17 protein-coding genes are annotated in these 19,341 nt (G+C 60.7%); 7 read left to right on the top strand and 10 right to left on the bottom strand.

What is annotated here, in order from left to right:
* Positions 1-61 precede the first annotated feature (61 nt).
* The gene (dnaE, locus tag EGN72_RS06705; protein ID WP_127045888.1) at positions 62-3,514 is read left to right on the top strand and encodes a DNA polymerase III subunit alpha; all 3,453 of its coding nucleotides are present in this window, start codon (positions 62-64) and stop codon (positions 3,512-3,514) included.
* 8 nt (positions 3,515-3,522) lie between these two features.
* Here dnaE and EGN72_RS06700 read toward each other — a convergent pair whose 3' ends face one another.
* The 3 genes from EGN72_RS06700 to EGN72_RS06690 all read right to left on the bottom strand — a co-directional run bounded on the left by EGN72_RS06700 (position 3,523) and on the right by EGN72_RS06690 (position 5,315).
* A complete protein-coding gene (locus tag EGN72_RS06700) occupies positions 3,523-4,602 on the bottom strand; it encodes an AbrB family transcriptional regulator (RefSeq protein WP_127045887.1) in 1,080 nt (359 codons plus the stop codon).
* Positions 4,603-4,670: 68 nt separating this feature from the next.
* Positions 4,671-5,111: a hypothetical protein gene (locus EGN72_RS06695; RefSeq protein WP_127045886.1), complete on the bottom strand. Its 441-nt coding sequence runs from the start codon at positions 5,109-5,111 to the stop codon at positions 4,671-4,673.
* 6 nt (positions 5,112-5,117) lie between these two features.
* The gene (locus EGN72_RS06690) at positions 5,118-5,315 is read right to left on the bottom strand and encodes a SlyX family protein (RefSeq protein ID WP_199743715.1); all 198 of its coding nucleotides are present in this window, start codon (positions 5,313-5,315) and stop codon (positions 5,118-5,120) included.
* A gap of 71 nt (positions 5,316-5,386) precedes the next feature.
* Here EGN72_RS06690 and hisS point away from each other — a divergent pair, with 71 nt between their 5' ends.
* The 3 genes from hisS to hisG are packed head-to-tail and all read left to right on the top strand — an operon-like array spanning position 5,387 to position 8,672.
* Positions 5,387-6,874, top strand: a complete 1,488-nt coding sequence (gene hisS, locus EGN72_RS06685; protein WP_127045885.1) for a histidine--tRNA ligase — start codon at positions 5,387-5,389, stop codon at positions 6,872-6,874.
* Positions 6,871-7,971, top strand: a complete 1,101-nt coding sequence (locus EGN72_RS06680; RefSeq protein WP_127045884.1) for an ATP phosphoribosyltransferase regulatory subunit — start codon at positions 6,871-6,873, stop codon at positions 7,969-7,971. Before hisS ends, EGN72_RS06680 begins: the two co-directional genes overlap by 4 nt.
* On the top strand, positions 7,968-8,672 hold the full coding sequence (hisG, locus tag EGN72_RS06675; protein ID WP_127045883.1) for an ATP phosphoribosyltransferase: 705 nt from the start codon (positions 7,968-7,970) through the stop codon (positions 8,670-8,672). The genes EGN72_RS06680 and hisG overlap by 4 nt, the downstream gene beginning before the upstream one ends.
* Before the next feature lie 114 nt (positions 8,673-8,786).
* Here the strand turns inward: hisG and EGN72_RS06670 are convergent, their stop codons facing one another.
* Positions 8,787-9,218 (bottom strand): DUF1489 family protein, encoded by a 432-nt coding sequence (locus EGN72_RS06670; protein ID WP_127045882.1) that lies wholly within the window; start codon positions 9,216-9,218, stop codon positions 8,787-8,789.
* Positions 9,219-9,372: 154 nt separating this feature from the next.
* Here EGN72_RS06670 and EGN72_RS06665 point away from each other — a divergent pair, with 154 nt between their 5' ends.
* Positions 9,373-11,634: an adenosylcobalamin-dependent ribonucleoside-diphosphate reductase gene (locus EGN72_RS06665; RefSeq protein ID WP_127045881.1), complete on the top strand. Its 2,262-nt coding sequence runs from the start codon at positions 9,373-9,375 to the stop codon at positions 11,632-11,634.
* An 815-nt stretch (positions 11,635-12,449) separates the two neighbouring features.
* Here the strand turns inward: EGN72_RS06665 and EGN72_RS06660 are convergent.
* The 6 genes from EGN72_RS06660 to EGN72_RS06635 all read right to left on the bottom strand — a co-directional run bounded on the left by EGN72_RS06660 (position 12,450) and on the right by EGN72_RS06635 (position 17,946).
* Positions 12,450-13,295 (bottom strand): hypothetical protein, encoded by an 846-nt coding sequence (locus EGN72_RS06660; protein WP_127045880.1) that lies wholly within the window; start codon positions 13,293-13,295, stop codon positions 12,450-12,452.
* Between the two features lie 25 nt (positions 13,296-13,320).
* The gene (locus tag EGN72_RS06655; RefSeq protein ID WP_127045879.1) at positions 13,321-14,613 is read right to left on the bottom strand and encodes a sulfatase-like hydrolase/transferase; all 1,293 of its coding nucleotides are present in this window, start codon (positions 14,611-14,613) and stop codon (positions 13,321-13,323) included.
* A gap of 78 nt (positions 14,614-14,691) precedes the next feature.
* Entirely contained in the window at positions 14,692-15,312 is a 621-nt protein-coding gene (locus EGN72_RS19465) for a hypothetical protein (protein WP_127045878.1), read from the bottom strand.
* Between the two features lie 48 nt (positions 15,313-15,360).
* Entirely contained in the window at positions 15,361-16,506 is a 1,146-nt protein-coding gene (locus EGN72_RS06645; protein WP_233587056.1) for a hypothetical protein, read from the bottom strand.
* Positions 16,507-16,569: 63 nt separating this feature from the next.
* Positions 16,570-17,658 carry an NAD(P)/FAD-dependent oxidoreductase gene (locus tag EGN72_RS06640; protein ID WP_127045876.1) on the bottom strand — a complete coding sequence of 363 codons (1,089 nt, stop codon included), beginning with the start codon at positions 17,656-17,658 and terminating at the stop codon, positions 16,570-16,572.
* Between the two features lie 36 nt (positions 17,659-17,694).
* A complete protein-coding gene (locus tag EGN72_RS06635; RefSeq protein ID WP_127045875.1) occupies positions 17,695-17,946 on the bottom strand; it encodes a pirin-like C-terminal cupin domain-containing protein in 252 nt (83 codons plus the stop codon).
* Positions 17,947-18,049: 103 nt separating this feature from the next.
* Between EGN72_RS06635 and EGN72_RS06630 the strand changes: the two genes are divergently transcribed.
* Positions 18,050-18,943, top strand: a complete 894-nt coding sequence (locus tag EGN72_RS06630) for a LysR family transcriptional regulator (protein ID WP_127045874.1) — start codon at positions 18,050-18,052, stop codon at positions 18,941-18,943.
* A gap of 58 nt (positions 18,944-19,001) precedes the next feature.
* Complete coding sequence (locus EGN72_RS19145) at positions 19,002-19,259, top strand: hypothetical protein (protein WP_158623152.1); 258 nt, start codon at positions 19,002-19,004, stop codon at positions 19,257-19,259.
* Positions 19,260-19,341: the final 82 nt, after the last annotated feature.

The raw sequence follows: 19,341 nt of genomic DNA, 5'->3' as shown, positions 1-19,341 counted from the left end.
TCTGCCCGCTTCGGGGCGCTATGGCTTTCGCTGGCCCGGTGTTCTGTCTAACTTGGGCCGCATGACAGCACCTCGATTCATCCATCTGCGCACCCATACCGAATATTCCTTGCTGGAAGGGGCGGTGCCGCTGAAAAAGCTGATCGGCCTGTGTGCCGGGCAGAACATGCCTGCCGTGGCGGTGACGGATACCAATAACATGTTCGCGGCGCTGGAATTTTCGACCCTTGCCGCAGGCGCAGGGGTGCAGGCGATTGTGGGCTGCCAGATCAGTCTGGCCTATGACCCGCCGCAGCCCGGCGAAAAGCCGCGCGCGCCCGCGCCGCTGGTGTTGCTGGCGCAAAATCAGGCGGGCTACATGAATCTGATGAAGCTGAACACCTGCCTGTATGTCGGCACCGGCGGGCAATTGCCGCAGGTCACGCTGGAGCAGTTGGCGGCGCATGCCGAAGGTTTGATCTGCCTGACAGGCGGGGCCGAAGGGCCGGTGGGCAAGCTGTTGCAAACCGCGCAACTTCCCAAGGCGCGCGCGCTGATGCAGCGGCTTGCGGCGGCTTACGGCGACCGTTTATATGTGGAATTGCAGCGCCATCCCGGCGCGGGTGGCCAATTGACCGAAGGTGAGCGCGGGTCGGAGCGCGGGTTTATCGAGATGGCCTATGACATGGGGCTGCCCCTTGTCGCGACCAATGATGTCTATTTCCCCAAGGCCGAGATGTATGAGGCGCATGACGCGCTGATCTGCATTGCCGAAGGCGCCTATGTCGATCAGCAACAACCCCGCCGCCGCCTGACCCCGCAGCATTATTTCAAGACCGAGGCCGAGATGGCGACCCTGTTCGCCGATTTGCCCGAAGCGCTGGAAAACACCGTTGAGATCGCGCGGCGCTGTGCGTTCAAAGTGGCCAAGCATCCGCCGATCCTGCCCAAATTCGCCGATGATGAGGTGAATGAATTGCGCCGTCAGGCCAATGAGGGGTTGCAGGCGCGGCTGGCGGTCATCCCTCATGCGGTCAGTGTCGAGGATTATCAGGCAAGGCTGGATTTTGAGCTGGATATCATCATCGGGATGAAGTTCCCCGGCTATTTCCTGATCGTGGCTGATTTCATCAAATGGGCCAAGGATAACGGCATCCCCGTAGGGCCGGGGCGGGGGTCGGGTGCGGGCTCGTTGGTGGCTTATGCGCTGACGATCACCGATCTTGATCCTTTGCGCTACAGCTTGCTGTTCGAACGCTTTTTGAACCCGGAACGGGTGTCGATGCCCGACTTCGATATCGACTTCTGCATGGATCGCCGCGAGGAGGTGATTCAATATGTGCAGGAAAAATACGGGCGCGACCGGGTAGGGCAGATCATTACCTTTGGTGCGCTGCTGTCCAAGGCTGCGGTGCGCGATGTGGGCCGGGTTTTGCAGATGTCTTACATGCAGGTGGACCGGCTGTCCAAGATGATCCCGGTCGAAGGGGTCAAACCCGTTTCCATCACCAAGGCGCTGGCGGATGAGCCGCGCCTGCGTGAAGCCGCCAAGGAAGAAGTGGTCGAACGGCTGCTGAATTACGGCCAGCAGATCGAAGGCCTGCTGCGCAACGCATCGACCCACGCGGCGGGCGTGGTGATTGGCGACAGGCCCTTGGATGAACTGGTGCCGCTGTATCAGGACCCGAAATCCGATATGCCCGCCACCCAGTTCAACATGAAATGGGTCGAAGCGGCGGGATTGGTGAAGTTTGACTTTCTGGGCCTGAAAACGCTGACGGTGATTCAATCGGCGCTGAACCTGTTGCGTCTGCGCGGGGTGGATCTGGATATTGCCATGATCCCCCTCGATGATGAAAAGACCTATCAGCTTTATGCTGCCGCCAAAACCGTGGCGGTGTTTCAGGTGGAATCCAGCGGCATGATGGATGCGCTGCGGCGCATGAAACCGACCTGCATCGAGGATATCGTGGCCTTGGTCGCGCTCTATCGTCCCGGCCCGATGGAGAATATTCCGACCTATTGCGAGGTGAAGAACGGCCTGCGCGAGATTGAATCCGTTCATCCCACAATTGACCATCTGCTGGCCGAAACCCAAGGCATCATCGTCTATCAGGAACAGGTGATGCAGATCGCGCAGGTCATGGCGGGATATTCGCTTGGCGGCGCGGACCTGTTGCGCCGCGCGATGGGGAAAAAGATCGCCGAGGAAATGGCGAAGGAACGCCCGAAATTCATCGAAGGTGCCAAGAAAACCCATAATGTCGATGCGAAAAAGGCGGGTGAAGTCTTTGACTTGCTGGAGAAATTTGCAAACTACGGTTTCAACAAATCCCACGCGGCGGCCTATGCGGTGGTGTCGTATCAAACGGCTTATCTGAAGGCGAATTACCCGGTTGAATTCATGGCCGGTGTGATGAACTGCGATATTCATCTGACCGACAAACTTGCCGTCTACAAGCGCGAGGTGGACAAGCTGGGCATCAAGACGATTGCGCCTTGTGTCAACGCCTCGCTTGCCACCTTTACGGTGCGGGATGGCGCGCTGGTCTATGCGCTGGGCGCGCTGAAAAACGTGGGCGTAGAGGCGATGAAGATGATCGTCGCGGCCCGCCAGACCGATCAGGGCGAAAAGCCCTTTGCCACGCTGTTCGATTTCGCGCGGCGGGTGGATTTGAAGCGGGTGGGCAAGCGGCCCTTGGAAATGCTGGCCCGCGCCGGGGCTTTTGACAAGCTTGATCCCAACCGCGCCCGCGTGTTTGAGGCGCTGGACGGGCTGGCCGCCTATTCCGCCGCGATCCATGAGGCGAAAAATTCCAACCAAGTCAGCCTGTTCGGTGAGGCGGGCGAAGATGTGCCGGAACCGCGCCTTGGGTCGCGCGATGACTGGTTGCCGGTGGAACGGCTGACCGAGGAACACAAGGCCATCGGCTTTTACCTCTCGGGCCATCCGCTGGATGATTACATGGTGCCGCTGAAGCGCAAGGGCGTTTCCACCTTGGCCGAAATTACCGCGCGGGCCGAAGGCGGCGCGATGGTGGCCAAGATTGCGGGGTCGGTCAGTTCCAAGCAGGAACGCAAATCGGCGCGGGGCAATCGCTTTGCCTTTGTGCAACTGTCTGATCCGACAGGGCTTTATGAGGTGACGGTGTTTTCCGACACGCTGGAGGCCGCGCGCGATGTGCTGGAACCCGGCATGAATGTTGTGCTGACGGTCGAGGCGACGCTCGAAGGCGAGACGTTGAAACTGCTGGCCCGCGGGGCGCAACCGATTGACAGCGTGGCCGCCGAGGCGGGCGGTTCGGCTATTCGTATTCATATCGACAAGACGGATGCGGCGGCCTCGGTCGCGGCGCTGCTGGCGCGGGTGGCCAAGGATGGCGGGCGCAACCGCGCGGCGGTCACGATCTGCGTGCCGGATGCGGAAACCGGGCAAGAGATTGATCTCGATCTGCCCAGCGAATACCCGGTGACGCCGCAGGTCAAAGGGGCGCTGAAGGCCATGTCAGGCGTGGTGATGGTCGAAGAGCTGTAGCCCCGGCCCTAGCCCTTGGTCACGCGGCTGGCAAAGAGCCGGGCAAAGCTGATCGCCAGCAAAATCCGTAAGACATGGTGCAGCGACACAAAGACCACGCTGATATGCAGGCTTAACGCGATCAGGCTCATTTCCGTGACGCCGCCGGGGGCAAAGGCCAGAAATACGGCGGCGATGGGCATATCCACCGTCAGATGCAGCACTTCGGCAAAGGCAAAAGCCAATATCAGCGAGGCCCCTACCGACACCAGCCCCAGCGCCACCCCGCGCCGCAGCATCGCCCCGCCCATGCCGGTAAACCGCGCACCCAACCCCGTGCCGACCACGATTTGCGTAACGATCAGCGTCCAGCCCGGCGGCACGGCATCCGTCAGCCCCAACAGATGCGCGAGGGCCGAAGCGGCCAGCGGCCCCGTCAGGATGGGGGCGGGAAAGTGCAAGACGCGGCCAAGCGCATAGCCACCCGCCGCCGCAACCAGCAGCACCAGAATATCCAGCGCCTCCAACGGGTTTTCCGCCCCTGCCATCGCCACCCCCGCCGATGACCCGACGCTATGCCCCGTCAGCGCCAGAAAGATCAGCGGCACCGAAACGATGGTCAGGATCAGCCGCAGAAACTGGATCAGCGTCAGCAAGGCGACATCGGCCCCGGCTTCCTCGCCCATCACCACGCTTTCAATCAACCCGCCGGGAACGCCGCCGAAATAGGCCGTCACCGGGCTCAGACCGCCCGCGCGGTAAATCCGGTAGCTGATGAAATGCGCCAAAGGGATAAAGAGGAACAGGCCAAGCACGCTGGGCCACCACCCCGCCGCCTCTTGGAACAGGCCGGGGGTAAAGGCGCCACCGATGCCCACGCCCACAATCGGGATGAAACACATGCGCAGCGGTTGCGGCAGGTGGATCGGCTGGCCCAGCACGCGCCAGCCCCGCACCGACCAGATCGCCACCAGCAGCAAAGACCCCATCAGATACCCCAAGGGCAGGCCCAGCAGATGCCCGACCCCGCCACCAAGGGTGCCAAGTGCCAATGTCGCCAACAGGGCGGCGGGGTCAATCCGGGTTTTGCCGATGCGAATGGGGGTCATATGCCTGCGCTTTCCTGCGCCAAATGACCACCACGGCGCGGCAATGGCAAGACCGCGCGTCTTGGGCGTCAGCCCCGCACGTGCCCGCTGCGGGCCAAGGCCCCCAAGGCAAGGCTGCCAAGCGCAAGGCCAAGTGTCAGCACTCGGCTGACCATCAGCTTATGCGCGGCGATGTCATAGGCATCGCGCAGATCGCCGTATTGGATCAGGCTGCCATATTCATTGGCCATGGCCAGCAGGCACAGAAACTGCATCCCCCCCGCGCTTAGGCACAGCAGGCCACGGCCCCAGCGCCCCGCCATCAGCGCAGAAAGCAGCCACGCGACCACCCCGGCAAGCTGGGCAAACACAGGCCCGCCTTCCCATGCCCGCGCCCGCCATATCACCGTGTCGAATGTCGGATCGCCCACTGTCTCAAACGGGGCGATGCTGAACCACGCGAAAAACAGCGCCATCCCCATGCTTGCCAGCATGGCCAGCCGCCACAGCCAAACCCGGAACCGCGCCATGTGGGCCTACCAATGCGGGGGGCGTTGGTCGGTGAATACCGCGCCATTTTCATCCGGCCCCGACATCCGGTCCAGCACCAAGGCCATGCGCCGCGTCAGGCGGTCAATCTCATCGGCTTGCCGCGCCACGACATCCGAAAGCTCGTCCACCGTATGGATCAGATGCGCGACCCGCTCTTCCAAAGCGTCAATCCTGTCTGTCATGTCATCCCTCGCTTGAAGCGCCGTGCCCCTTCCGCTACACCGCCCACGCATAAGCTGCAAAGGGTTTCCCCATGGCCAAAGACAAACAACCCCGCAAACCACGCGCCGAAACGCCGAAAGGCTTTCGCGATTACTTCGGTGCCGATGTGGTGGAACGCCGCGCGATGCTGGACAAAATCTCGCAAGTGTATGAGCGGTATGGCTTTGACCCCTTGGAAACCAGCGCCGTGGAAACGGTGGAGGCGCTGGGCAAATTCCTGCCCGATGTGGACCGCCCGAATGAAGGCGTGTTCGGCTGGCAGGATGAAGATGGCGATTGGATGGCCCTGCGCTATGACCTGACAGCTCCGCTTGCGCGCGTTGCAGCCCAGTTCCGCAATGATCTGCCCACCCCTTATCGCCGCTATGCCTATGGCCCCGTCTGGCGCAATGAAAAGCCCGGCCCCGGCCGTTTCCGTCAATTCTATCAATGCGATGCCGATACCGTGGGCGCACCGAGCGTGGCCGCAGACGCCGAGATTTGCGCGATGCTGGCCGATGCTTTGGAAGAGGTCGGGATTGAGCGGGGCGATTACATCGTCCGGGTGAACAACCGCAAAGTGCTGAATGGTGTTCTGGAGGTTGCGGGCCTGTCGGGCGACGACAAAGAAGCCGAACGCGGCATCGTGCTGCGCGCGATTGACAAGCTGGACCGCCTTGGGCCGGACGGCGTGCGCGCGCTGTTGGGTGCGGGGCGCAAGGACGAAAGCGGCGATTTCACCAAAGGCGCGGGCTTGGGGGCAGATGCCGCTGAGGTCATCATGGGCTTTATGGATGCCAAGCGCGCCAATGGGGCAGAAACCGTGGCGCGGTTGCGCGCACTGGTTGGAACTTCGGTAATTGGCGCTGAAGGCGTTGCGGAGTTGGAGATGATCGCCGATCTGCTCGCAGCCCAAGGCTACGGCCCCGACCGCATCGTCATCGACCCGTCGGTCGTGCGCGGCCTCGGCTACTACACAGGCCCGGTTTATGAAGCTGAACTCACCTTTGAAATCCTCGACGAGAAGGGCCGCAAGCGGCAGTTCGGGTCTGTTGCCGGGGGTGGGCGCTATGATGATCTGGTGAAGCGGTTTACCGGGCAAGCGGTTCCGGCCACGGGCGTCTCCATTGGGGTGGACCGGTTGCTCGCCGCCCTTCGCGCGAAAAAGCTGGAGCGGGGGGAGGCGGAAACCACCGCCCAAGGCCCCGTGGTGGTCACGGTGATGGACCGCGACCGTATGGCCGATTACATGGCCATGGTGGGCGAATTGCGCCGCGCGGGTATTCGCGCGGAAATGTATCTGGGCAACCCCAAGAGTTTCGGCAACCAGTTGAAATACGCCGATAAACGCGGCAGCCCCATTGCCATTATCCAAGGCGGGGATGAGGCGGCAAAAGGCGTGGTGGTGCTGAAAGACCTGATCCTTGGCGCGAAAATCGCCGAAAATGCCACGCTGGAGGAGTGGAAAGACCGCCCCGCGCAGGTCGAGGTGCCGCTGCGCGATCTGGTGGCCGAAGTCAAAAAGATGTTGGCCCCATGACCAGCCGCGCCGCCATCCGCGCCGAGGCGGAAACGCTGTTCGCCGCTTTCAAAGCCGCAGGGGCCGTGGCGGTAGAGGCAGACACGCTGCTGCCCGCCGAAACCCTGCTGGACCTTTACGGCGAGGATATCCGCGCCCGTGCCTATGTGACCAATGACCCTTTGCGCGGCGAAATGATGCTGCGGCCGGATTTCACGGTGCCAGTGGTCCAGGCGCATATGAAAGACGGCGCAGAACCCGCGCGCTATTGCTACATCGGCGAGGTGTATCGCAAGCAAGATCACCTTGGCCCGCGCGCCAGCGAATATTTGCAAGTCGGGTTCGAGCTGTTTGATCGCACCGCGCCCGAGGCGGCGGATGCCGAATTATTCGCGCTGTTTCATGGGCTTCTGGCGCCATTGGGCCTGCGCCCTGCGACTGGGGATATCGGCATCTTGATGGCGGCGGTGCATGGGCTTTCCACCAGCGCGCGCCGCAAGGCAGCCCTGCTGCGCCATATCTGGCGGCCCGCGCGCTTTCGCAAATTGCTGGACCGGTTTTCGGGCCGCGCGGCGCTGCCTCAAGCCCGCGCCGACCTGCTGGCGCGGCTGGGCAGTGCGGCGGTGGCCGATCTGATCGCGGCGGCAGGCCCGATGACCGGCCTGCGGTCCGAGGCCGAGATTGCCAGCCGCGCCGAAGCCTTGATCGAAGATGCCGAAACGCCAGCCTTGAAAGCCCCCGAGGCGGCCTTGCTCTATGATCTGCTGACGCTTCAGGCCCCGGCGCGGTCGGCTCTGTCGCATTTGCGTGGGATTACGGGGATGCTGCCCGCGATTGAACCCGCCGTGGACCGTTTCGCCACCCGGCTGGACGCGCTGGAACGCCATGGCATCAACCCGTCGGACCTGCCCTTTGCGGCCAGCCACGGGCGGTCGTCGATGGAATATTACGATGGGTTCGTGTTCAGTTTTCACGCCACGGGCGATCTGCCACCCGTCGCCTCGGGCGGGCGCTATGACGCGCTCACGGCGGTGCTGGGGCAGGGGCGCTCTATCCCTGCGGTGGGCGGGGTGATCCGGCCTGCCATGGTGGCCAGCCTGCGGGAGGGCATCGCATGAGCCTGAAAATCGGCGTGCCGTCCAAGGGGCGGCTGATGGAAAAGACCTTTGACTGGTTCGGCGCGCGCGGTGTGACCATGGCGCGCACCGGGTCGGACCGGGAATATGCAGGCGCAGTGGAAGGCGTGGCGGGGGTAGAGCTTGTGCTGCTCTCAGCTGGGGAAATCCCGCGTGAACTGGCGGCGGGGCGTATTCATCTGGGCGTCACCGGGTCGGACCTTGTGCGCGACAAACTGGCCGATTGGCAGATGCAGGTGACGGAACTGGCCGCGCTTGGCTTTGGCCATGCGGACCTGATCATCGCGGTGCCTGTGGCCTGGATTGACGTGGATACGGTGGATGATCTGGACGCGGCGGCTGCCGCGTTTCGCGCGGCGCATGGGTTCCGGTTGCGGATTGCGACGAAATATCACCGGCTGGTGCGCGAGTTCCTGACCGCGCAAGAGGTGGCGGATTATCAACTGGTCGACAGTCAGGGTGCCACCGAAGGCACGGTGAAAAACCTGACTGCCGAGGCAATTGCCGATATCACCTCCTCGGGGGAAACGCTGCGCGCGAACCACCTGAAAATTCTGTCGGATGGGTTGATCCATGCCAGCCAAGCCACGTTGTTCGCGGCCAAGGCGGCGGATTGGGATGCGACCACCCGCGCCAGCTTGCAGGCCTTGGCGCAAAAGCTGGGCGTCTCTGCCGAGATCTGAGCGGCGGGCACTCCCGCCATTCGTTGACGGGCTGCGCCCATCGCCTCAATGTTGGGCCGGGCAGCGGGGCGCGGGCCCCGCTGCGGTCGCGCCCTTGGCTGGCGTGCCAAGCGGTCAGCGCAACCCGATATCGGCCAACGCGCGGGCCAGGTCTGCGGGAAGCGGGTCTTCGACGCTGCGGCCTTTTGGCAGATCGCGCGGTGCATCCTCGGGGGAAAGATAGCGCCAGCCTTGAAACGGGCGGCGGGGGGCGGCTTCGGTGCGGTGCAGCGCAGGGTTCAGCACCAAGGCACAGCGCAGGATGCCATCTTCGCCGCGCACTTCCTCAAGCGCGGTGATGTGCTGGCGCGCAAGGATCACACCTTTGAACACCCAATACAGCGAGCCACCGTTCAGCACCTCAGCCTCACGCTTGGGCCACATGCGGGTGATGTGGCGCGGCTTGCCATCAGGCCAATGCTTGCGCCGCAGGTCTTGCCACGCGGCAAGCTCCTCTACCGTTTCGGTTCCGACGCAAAGTTTCAGCAGATTAACGGTTCCGGTCAAAAGTCACCCCCACGGTTGCCCCCAACATAATCCCGATAGACGCAGCGGCAAGGGTGAAGTGATTGTTTGACCTTTTCGTCCCTGCGGCCTATTTTGTGTGTTCGCGCGCAAGCACCCCCTAAATACCCACCAATCTACCCAAAAGGACCGACCCATGTCCCGTTTTTCCGCCCCTATCGCCGAGGCCATCTGGGATATGAAATATCGCCTGAAACAACAGGATGGCACCCCGATTGACGGCAGTGTCGAAGATACATGGCGGCGGATTGCGCGGGCTTTGGCGGCGGGGGAAGCAGACCCGGCGCAGTGGGAATCCAAATTCTACGCCGCCTTGGAGGATTTCAAATATCTGCCCGCAGGCCGCATCACGGCAGGGGCGGGGACCGAGCGGTCGGTCACGCTGTTCAATTGCTTTGTCATGGGCACGGTGCCCGATGATATGGGCGGCATTTTCGATATGTTGAAAGAGGCCGCGCTGACCATGCAGCAAGGCGGCGGCATCGGCTATGATTTCAGCACCATCCGCCCGCGCGGGGCCGAGGTGAAAGGCGTGGCCGCAGATGCCTCGGGCCCCTTGTCCTTCATGGATGTCTGGGATGCGATGTGCCGCACCATCATGTCGGCAGGCAGCCGCCGGGGCGCGATGATGGCCACCATGCGCTGCGACCACCCGGATATCGAAGCCTTTATCGAGGCCAAGAAAGACCCTGCGCGGTTGCGGATGTTCAACCTGTCGGTGCTGGTGACAGATGCGTTCATGGCCGCCGTCAAGGCGGATGGCCCGTGGGAGCTGGTGTTCGGCAACAAGGTCTATCACACCGTCAACGCGCGCGATCTGTGGAACAAGATCATGCGCAACACTTATGATTTCGCGGAGCCGGGGGTGATTTTCATCGACCGGATCAATGCGGCCAACAACCTGTCCTATTGCGAAACCATCGCTGCCACCAACCCCTGCGGTGAACAACCCTTGCCGCCCTATGGGGCCTGCCTGCTTGGGTCGATCAACCTTGCAACGCTGGTCACGGATCCGTTCGGTCCGAAGGCGCAACTAGACCCCGAGGCGCTGAAAGCCTTGGTCGCGACGGCGGTGCGGATGATGGATAACGTCGTCGATGTCAGCCGCTTTCCCTTGCCGCAGCAGCAGGCCGAGGCGAAGGCCAAGCGCCGTATAGGCCTTGGGGTCACCGGGTTGGCCGATGCTTTGCTGATGCTGGGCCTGCGCTATGGCGACGAAGCTGCCGCCGCACAGACCGAAGCCTGGATGAAGGCCATCGCCCGCGCGGCCTATCTGGCCTCGGTCGATCTGGCCAAGGAAAAAGGCGCCTTCCCGCTGTTTGACGCCGAAAAATACCTCGCCTCTGGCACCATGCAGGCGATGGATGAGGACGTGCGCGACGCCATCCGCACCCATGGCATCCGCAACGCGCTGCTGACATCCATCGCGCCGACTGGGACGATCAGCCTTTACGCGGGCAATGTTTCCAGCGGAATCGAACCGGTCTTTGCCTATGCCTATACCCGCAAGGTGCTGCAAAAGGACGGGTCACGGACCGAAGAGGAAGTGGTGGATTACGCCGTCCGCATGTGGCGCGACCTGCATGGCGATGCGCCTTTGCCCGACCATTTCGTCAATGCGCAAACGCTGCCGCCGCTGGACCATGTGCGCATGCAGGCCGCTGCGCAGAAATGGGTGGACAGTTCCATCTCCAAAACCATCAACTGCCCGGAGGATATCAGCTTTGATGCTTTCAAAGAGGTCTATATGGCCGCTTGGGACCAAGGCTGCAAAGGCTGCACCACTTATCGCCCCAATGCGGTGACAGGGTCGGTGCTGTCGGTCAACGAAACCACCGAGGCGGCGCCCGAGGCCGATCAGGGTGCCGAAGTCGTCTATCTGACCGAACCGCTGGATCGCCCGGCGGCGCTGGAAGGGTCGACCTACAAGGTGAAATGGCCCGGCTCGGAGCATGCGCTGTATATCACCATCAATGACATCATCATTTCCGGCCACCGCCGCCCGTTCGAAGTGTTCATCAACTCCAAGAACATGGAGCATTTTGCATGGACCGTGGCGCTGACCCGGATGATTTCGGCGGTGTTCCGGCGCGGGGGCGATGTGTCTTTCGTGGTGGAGGAGTTGAAAGCCGTGTTCGACCCGCGCGGCGGTGCCTGGGTCGAAGGGCGTTACATCCCGTCCATCTTGGCAGCCATCGGTGGCGTGATCGAACGCCACCTGATCGCGATCGGCTTTATCGAAGGCGAAGGCATGGGCCTGAAATCCGACCCGCAAGCGGATGTCGTGTCCATCGGCACACCCAAAGGCAAATCCTGCTCCTCTTGTGGCAGCTATGAGCTGCGGATGGTCGAAGGCTGCATGACCTGCGCCGATTGCGGCTTTTCGAAATGTGGCTAGGGACGGCTGCGCGGTTGTTTGAGGTTCGACTTCTAAAGACCGACTTTTCGACAGAAGTCGGTTTTTAGAAGCGGTGTCGTGAAGGGTTCTACCACCCATGATCGGATCGCCGGCGCTCTATCGGAAATAGCCATAAAGATAGCCAGATTGGCGGTCTATATGGGTGTTTTTTGAAGGGCTCCGTCGATCGGGCGTCTAATCCAAAGCGGTTCGAGGCTTTCCCATTCCAAAACTGCGCCAAGGTCGCGACCTTCCGGGGCGAATGGCGCAATCTGGGCTTTGGCAAGTTCGGCGTTCAACTGCTGCCAAGTCTTCCAAAGATGCTTTGACCTTTGGCTTAAGGGCGTTCAAAAGACCGCTCCGCGTCTTACAATTTTAACAAAGGGGATACAAAGCCTTCATATCCCCGATATTTTCCGATGCGGGTCAGTCGGCCGTCCTTTGTCATGGCAAGGATATCGCCGGGGCTTATCATAAGTCGGTGCGCTGCCGATGATAGTCCGCACCAGTCATGCATTGCGACACAGATCGGCTCGGCACCACGGATCAGTGCATCAAAGCGTTTCTGGCAGGCGACGCGATCCCAAAGCGGTTTATGATTCCTGTCCTTGAGCGCTGGAACGAAGTAGCCGTCTTTCCGCACGCTGGGTAAAAGTCGGGGGCAGCGTCACCGCTGCCCGCTACCAGTGTCGTCAGGCGCACAGGTTCTCATGGGTTATCATTGGGGATTGCCCCCCAGGACAGTGCTTCTTTTCTGAAGTGAAAGCCCTACTCGGAACCTGAAACGCTGAAGGCCGCCGTTGCTTGGATGCCGCCTAATTGGGCATTGCATCATATTCGATGACGAAGCCCCTGTTATATCCGCTGGGCATTCCGCGCTTGCCGTATTGGGCGACGGTATCCCAATAGTCGCCCCATGTGGGCACAGGCACGTTCAATTCGCCAAAGCCCATGACGTTCTGGTTGCCCTTGCCATTCGGCTGGGTGTTGTCGCGGGGATCGCGGTCGATGACGCCGTCATTCAGGTTTTGCGCCCAGTTGCTATAGGTCCATTCCTCCCCTGACAGCCATTGCCAGCCGTCGAGACTGTCCTCGGTGTCCGACACGCGCACGCCGCCAAGGAACGGGCCGATCTTGATGCGATAGTGACTGTCAGACGTATAATCATCGGGGAACTGCCAATAGTATTTGTCGTCATCCACCAGACCGAACAGAAAGGCGTTTTCTTCAGGCGTGGTGATGGAGGCCAGATAGCCACCCTCGGCCTGCGCCAGAATGGCGGCCTGCACCCAGCTGACGTTCATGCTGTCGACCAGCACAACCTCGTAATAATGGGTGTCGCCTTCGGGCCGGGTGAAGCTTTGGATCGGTTCGCGGATGTATTCGACATCGTCGGGCAAGGCGTCAAAGCTGTCGAACACGGGATAGTTGATCGAGAACGTGGCCGGACCGACGACGACCTCTTGCATCTGCACCTCCCCCTTGGGAGGAGGGGCACCGCCCTCGCCGGGCTTGGAGCCGCCTTGCACAAACATCCCGGTTTCGGGTTGATCGCTCAGGTCATAGAAATTTTGCGCAGGGGTATAGTCTTGCGCCATCGCCTGCGCGGCCAGCATCGAGGTCGATGCCGCGAACGCGATGAGGATTTGTTTGCGTGTCATGCGAAATTCCTTTGGTTGGATTGGATTATTTGGCGCGGATCGCATCGACGCGTGATTGCAGGCGGTCACGGATGGCGGCCTCGTCATCCGAAACGCCGTCCGCCAGAAGGTCGACGGCCTCCATCGGGTCGGTGGCAAGGTCATAAAGCACCGGTTCGGCCCCTTCGACAGCGACCAGCTTGTGGTCGCCCATCCGAAGCGCCCAGCCATAAACATCGCTGCGCATGGGTTCGTAGTCCGAGAAATGCTCGACATAGAAATGGTCGCGCTGGCTGGTCCCACCGGTCAGAACCGGCGCGAAGTCAACGCCGTCGGTGGCAGGGGCCTTGGCCCCGGTCATGCCGGCGATGGTGGTGAACAGGTCCGGTGTCTGGAACAGGGCATCCGTGCGTCCTTGCTGGATACCCGGCCCGGATACGACGAAAGGCACATGGGTGCCGCCTTCATAGATGGTGCCCTTGGCACCGTGGTCGCCATAAAACCCACGCGTCACCTGATTGGGAGAGCCGTTGTCACCGATAAACATGACAATCGTATCGTCATCCAGCGTGGCGAGCAGACGACCGATTTCGGTATCCAATGCCTCTAGCATGGCGTTGAAATAGGGCAGAGGATCGGCCGCGATGCTGGCTTCATCTGTGGGCAGATCGCCCGCCGTGTGCAAATGCGCGGGCGGCAGGTGGAACGGAGAATGCGGCGCGTTATAGGCCAGCCACAGGAACCACGGCTTTTCTGTATCCTGCGCCTCGATCCAGCCGATCGCGCGGTCGGTAAAGGCGGTGGTGGCGTATTCGGTAACATTGACTGGGGTGCCGTTGTCAACGCCGCTCCATTCCCAATAGCTGGGGCTGGCACCGCCTTTGTAAAGCCCCCAATAGTTCGGAACGCCCAGCTCGGCCGGGTGGTTCGTGCCTGCATCCGATCCGGCCAAATGCCATTTGCCGATCAGGTTCGCGCTGTAATCCGTATCTTTCAGCACATCAAACAGGCTGGTTACATCCGGTGACAAGCCGTTGGTGCCATCCCGCGGAATGGCCCCGCCCGTGCCGGTGCGGAAACTGTATTGCCCCGTCATGATCGTTGCGCGGGTAGGCGTGCAGACCGGCGCGCTATAGGCGTTGTCAAACACCAGTCCGCTATCGCACATCGCTTGGATATTGGGCATCCTTGCTTGCTGATGGCCGACCGCGTAGCAGGTAGAAGCATCCAGCCCCATGTCATCGGCGATGATCAAGAGGATGTTGGGTCGGTCCGCCGCCAGAGCCAAGGCGGGCAAGGCGGTAAGGCAAGTGGTCAAAAGGACGGTGCGGATTTTCATGTAGCTCTCCGATAATGTTTCATTGGCGCACGCCACAGCGGCGCAGCGCGGGATCGGTCGTTTCGCAAGCACTCGGCATCAGCGTCCGAGACATGACCCGCCCGACCAAGCGGCTTTCGGCGCCGGCGCTTGGGCAGTGTCACCTTCGCCGGTCACCAAGCCGTCGGTATCGACGGCAAAACAGGCAGGCGTGCCCGAAAGCTGACCGCCTTTGCCGACAAATCCCGTGCCTGCTGCGGCACATTCGATTTCGCAGTCCAAATTGAAACAGGCTGTCTGACCGGTATCCGTCATAGGGAATTCCGAACGGCGACAGAGGTTGTTCCAAACGGCAATAGTGCAACAAGGAGTCGTGAACGCATAGTTTTGAGCCAGTTCTGCAAAGTCTACGTATGATACGCAGGCATGGCGCCGTTCCGTCGTGGTGCAGCGAGTTTTATTGCACCAGTCGCGATCACACGGGGTTGGTACAGCTTTGGACTTGGCTTTGGCAGTTCTTGCGGTGATCTTCCAATTCTTCTCCTCTTGGGGAAGCGGCGTGTGTAAAGGCTTTGATGCAGATAAAAAGTTCAGCCCCACCGGACGAAGGCTCGTTCCAACAAGCAGGGCCAGACAACAATCAGCGCTTGCATTCGGCACAACCGTTTTGTCCCGCGCATCGCGCAAGTGGCCGCTGTTCCCGCCGCGTTGCGGCACCAATCCGACGCCCCCCTGCGGCGAATGCGCGCAAGGGGGGCGAGCCTGGGCCTACAAAAGCCAGTTTGCTTCCGCTTTGGGGATACTTTCCGAAAAGGACATTTCGTGGATGATGTTGCCGGTTGCGACCTCGGTGCCACCTGCGAGTGGCACCGTCACCCTGATGTCGCCGCCAAGACGGATATAGCCCGGCCGTGCGGTTTCGTCATCCGGTTGCTGGTCGGAATTGAGCGCATCGCTTAGAAGGTGATTGCCCGAAATCTCGATACGGATCACGTCGCCGTTGTAGGGTGCTTCGATCAGGAAGCCGTCAGGCCAGCCGTTGCCGGACTGCGGGCCGACATGGATTTCGCCAACGAAACTGTCCTCGAACTCACCCGTGCTGAGCAGGATTTCACTGTCTTTTGCCAACATGAACTTGCAAACGACCTTGTTGCCGTAATCCGCGTTGTGTTGAATATAAGAGAAGTTCAGCGTGAAATCTCCGCATTCGGCACGGCCCCAGTGCCACGCCTTGAGAACACCTTCGATACCGGCATTGCCCCAATTGTGGTCGTGATAGCCGTGACCGTCCTCGATGGCGATTGTTTCGCCCGCGACCTGAATGGTGCCGTTCACAACTGCGCGCGGGGCTGGCACGACATGCGCGTTAAACACCGTCAGCGCCTCGTCGAAATACATCGCACCAGATCCGGCCCGCCAGGATTCGACTGTGGCGACAAGCTCAAGGTCGACGACCACATCATCATGCTCGGCGTGAAGCTGCCAATTCGGGTAGCGGCCTTTGCACCAGTTGTTGCCCAGCTTTACGTCGCAATGCTCCTCGGCCGCGATGAAGTTTACACCGGGGAACGGCACCTGGAAATCGCGGTTGGTGCCGTCAGGCAGTTCGACGTTCAACATCAACATCGGCGGTAGATCAGGGTTGTCCAACATGATCAACGGGCGGTCCATCAGGATCACCGCGGCCTTGAGCCCTGACTGGGTGAACAGATCGAAATACCACCACTCGTAGTGGCGCGGGTTTCCGTCATTGTGATAGCCATCGTCGCGGTCTGTCACGACTTCCTGGGCGGCCTGGTCATACAGGCCCGGTGCCTCGTAGTTGCCGATGACGCGTTTCGGGGTCTGGGCACTGGCCACAGACCGCAAGCCCGGCACAAGCAGGAGCCCCGCGCCGAACGCCGTTGACGTCAAAAGGGATCTTCGGGAGATTGCCATGGTCTTTCCTTTTGGAAGTTTGATTCAGTCGTGCTCTGATCAGCGTTCAGGCCGGTTCAGCAGCTTCGCGTATTTCTTGAGAAACAGGTCCGCGCCCTTCATCTTGCGGGTCAGGAAGTCCCCAGCGGTGAAGAAGCCGAGGAAGGAATTCCCCTGTTTGGGGCCCAGTGGCACAAGGATCGGCGCCTTGCTGCCCCAAGGCTTGTAAGGCTTGATGTCCTCGATGCTTTTGCCCTTCGCCAACGCGGACAATGTGGCCTTGAGCCAAGGCAGTTGGCGGCTGATGGCCACAATGGTCATCCCGTCGCCTGCATCCGCGACATCGCCCGCCGCGAAAACATTGGGCAGCGACGATGGGCGCATCCACGGGTCGACCTTGATCCGGTTTGCCGTCGTTTTCTGGACACCGGCAAGCGTTTCAAGCACCTCGGAATTCGCGCGCGATCCGATAACCGGAAAGATCAGGTCGAAACCGTGCTGTGACCCATCGGAAAGTTGCAGGGTTCCCGCATAAGGCTCGGTCAAGCTTTTCAGGTTCTCCGCCCGCTGGCCGAGAATGAGCGTCACACCAGCCTTGCGCAGCTTCGCAGCCAAAGAGGTGCCCAGCTTTGACGGCATCGTCGGGAACAACGCCTTGTCGCTTGAGATCAACGTCACCTTCTTGTCCGGCATGGCATAGGCGATCTCGCCCGCAAGCTCGGTGCCAACGGCACCAGCCCCGACAATGCCGATGCTCCGCGCCGTTTTGAGTTGCTGGTGAATGCGCTGGTTGTCCGCCCTAAGGCCCGCAATATCGGCGCCTTTTGGCTTGAAGGGCATGGCATTGCCAGATCCGGTTGCAACAACGATTTGATCCGCCTCTACCCGCGTGCCGTTGTCCAGGGTCACGCCGTTTGCGTCGATGCCTGTCGCCTTGGCCGCGACAATCCGGCCATTCCTGAGCAGCCCTCCGTAAGGAATAAGCGCGCGATCCAGCAGCGTAGGGTCGACAACCGCGCGGATCATGGCCGGTGCGTGAACAAAATGACTGCGCGGCTCGATCAATGTGACCTCCGCGGTGTCGTCGAGAGACTTTGCAAGTTCGGCGCCTATGTAACCGCCGCCGACAATGGCAATTTTCTGTGGCATGATTTCTAACCTTCTTGGGGGCCTTGCGGCGTTGTTCTATGTTTTGTGGGCAGCGTGATCGGCGGGATAGGTGATCTGCCCGACTTTCCCGGCGCGATACGCTTGCGCAAGATCGCCGTCGCTGTTCATGACCAACGGGCCGCGCATCGCGACGGGGTCGGTGATCGCCTCGCCCCCAAACAGCAGCCGGGCGAACGGTTCAACAGCCCGGTTCGCAAGGGCCCGTGCGATTGTAAATGTGCCGACCCGATCGGGCTGCGCTGGCTCTTGGAAAGAAACGTGTTTCATTGAGTTGCTCCGGTTGTTGATCCGGTGATAGGCGAAACGGAACTTGATTAATATTTATACTTTTTTAGTATCTACATAAGTATTGCTTAACCTCTGGTGCCTGATGAAACTCGATCACCTGAACGTCTTGCGCGCCGTTGTTGAAACCGGCTCGGTCAAAGCGGCCGCTGACCGCCTCAACCGGACGCAGCCAGCGATCAGCCAGGCGTTGAAGGCCCTAGAATTCCAGACCGGAACCGAATTGTTTGACCGGTCGGGGTATCGGCTTGAACTCACCCCCGTCGGCAAACGGGTCTATCTTCAATCCTTGCGCGTTTTAACGGAGGCGGAGGATCTGGGTCAGTTGATCCAGCATTTTGAGAAAGGGCAGGAAGAAACGATCACGATCGCGGTGGATACCAGCACCAACCTCAACGCGCTGACCCCCGTCTTGTGCAAACTGCAAACGGACTTTCCCGAGACCCGCGTGGTCTTGCGCCCCGAGGTTCTGTCCGGTGCCATCGAGGCCGTAAAATCAGGCACAGCGGCAATCGCGATTTCGCCAATGTCCTCGATCATGCTCGAGGAAGAGGGTTTCGACTACATCCCCCTCGGGATTTCGACGTTGCGCAATGTCACGTCACCCTCCCTTTGGGCCGAGATGGACAATCCCAGGCGGCTCTCGGACCTGCGGCGCTTTCATCAGGTCATCGCAAGCGACAGCGGGCAAGCCGGAGGGCTGTTCGACCGCGAAATTGGCGTCCAGAAAGGTCAGCGACGCTGGTATGTCAGCGACCTGCACACAAAGAAGCACCTTCTGATCGCGGGCCTTGGCTGGGGCCGCCTGCCGGACCACATGATCGCCAACGAATTAAAGCAAGGGCGGCTGTGCGAGATCGACCTGCCACACACGCATCTTGCCTTTGACGTCACAATCTATGCGTTTCGCCAGCCAAAGCCAATCGTCCGCGCCGTAGCGGAATTGCTTTGGAGAGAATTTAAAGCTCATGCTGCGTAAGGCATGTGCATCGTGACAGTCGGCTTTGATATTTTGAACAGATCGGCCGACGATCAAAATGATCCACGAAGAAAACCATTTGGCCTTGAAGGAGCACAATGAAGAACGGGCGAAACCTTGCTTGGACGCCCTAAATATTCCAAGCTTGAAGGCTGTTCGCAGGGCGATCCATGCGCTTGCCCCCATTTCGGTCGAATGTGCCCGCAAAGGCGAAGCGGCTGGTCGCAAAAAGGTTCGACCAGCGACGCGCAGGAAGCAGGCCAGGCTTTCCAACTCATGCGACTGGCATGGCGCTGCCCCCTTAAAAACAAGATAATCTTTTGTAAAATATATGGAATTATTGATCCCACTGGGTCACGGTGCCCCCGAAAGCCAAGGCTATTCCCCTGAAAACTCAA

This window comes from Pseudorhodobacter sp. E13 (genome assembly GCF_003991405.1).
In the GTDB taxonomy this organism is placed as follows: Bacteria; Pseudomonadota; Alphaproteobacteria; order Rhodobacterales; family Rhodobacteraceae; genus Pseudorhodobacter.
The sequence above is the reverse complement of the archived record's forward strand: the minus strand, read 5'-3'. Positions and strand labels throughout refer to the sequence as shown.

Excerpts from the sequence above, each read along its gene's own strand:
- dnaE (WP_127045888.1), top strand. The coding sequence starts at position 62 with ATGACAGCACCTCGATTCATCCATCTGCGCACCCATACCGAATATTCC.
- EGN72_RS06700 (WP_127045887.1), bottom strand. The coding sequence starts at position 4,602 with ATGACCCCCATTCGCATCGGCAAAACCCGGATTGACCCCGCCGCCCTG.
- EGN72_RS06695 (WP_127045886.1), bottom strand. The coding sequence starts at position 5,111 with ATGGCGCGGTTCCGGGTTTGGCTGTGGCGGCTGGCCATGCTGGCAAGC.
- EGN72_RS06690 (WP_199743715.1), bottom strand. The coding sequence starts at position 5,315 with ATGACAGACAGGATTGACGCTTTGGAAGAGCGGGTCGCGCATCTGATC.
- hisS (WP_127045885.1), top strand. The coding sequence starts at position 5,387 with ATGGCCAAAGACAAACAACCCCGCAAACCACGCGCCGAAACGCCGAAA.
- EGN72_RS06680 (WP_127045884.1), top strand. The coding sequence starts at position 6,871 with ATGACCAGCCGCGCCGCCATCCGCGCCGAGGCGGAAACGCTGTTCGCC.
- hisG (WP_127045883.1), top strand. The coding sequence starts at position 7,968 with ATGAGCCTGAAAATCGGCGTGCCGTCCAAGGGGCGGCTGATGGAAAAG.
- EGN72_RS06665 (WP_127045881.1), top strand. The coding sequence starts at position 9,373 with ATGTCCCGTTTTTCCGCCCCTATCGCCGAGGCCATCTGGGATATGAAA.
- EGN72_RS06660 (WP_127045880.1), bottom strand. The coding sequence starts at position 13,295 with ATGACACGCAAACAAATCCTCATCGCGTTCGCGGCATCGACCTCGATG.
- EGN72_RS06655 (WP_127045879.1), bottom strand. The coding sequence starts at position 14,613 with ATGAAAATCCGCACCGTCCTTTTGACCACTTGCCTTACCGCCTTGCCC.
- EGN72_RS06640 (WP_127045876.1), bottom strand. The coding sequence starts at position 17,658 with ATGCCACAGAAAATTGCCATTGTCGGCGGCGGTTACATAGGCGCCGAA.
- EGN72_RS06635 (WP_127045875.1), bottom strand. The coding sequence starts at position 17,946 with ATGAAACACGTTTCTTTCCAAGAGCCAGCGCAGCCCGATCGGGTCGGC.
- EGN72_RS06630 (WP_127045874.1), top strand. The coding sequence starts at position 18,050 with ATGAAACTCGATCACCTGAACGTCTTGCGCGCCGTTGTTGAAACCGGC.
- EGN72_RS19145 (WP_158623152.1), top strand. The coding sequence starts at position 19,002 with ATGATCCACGAAGAAAACCATTTGGCCTTGAAGGAGCACAATGAAGAA.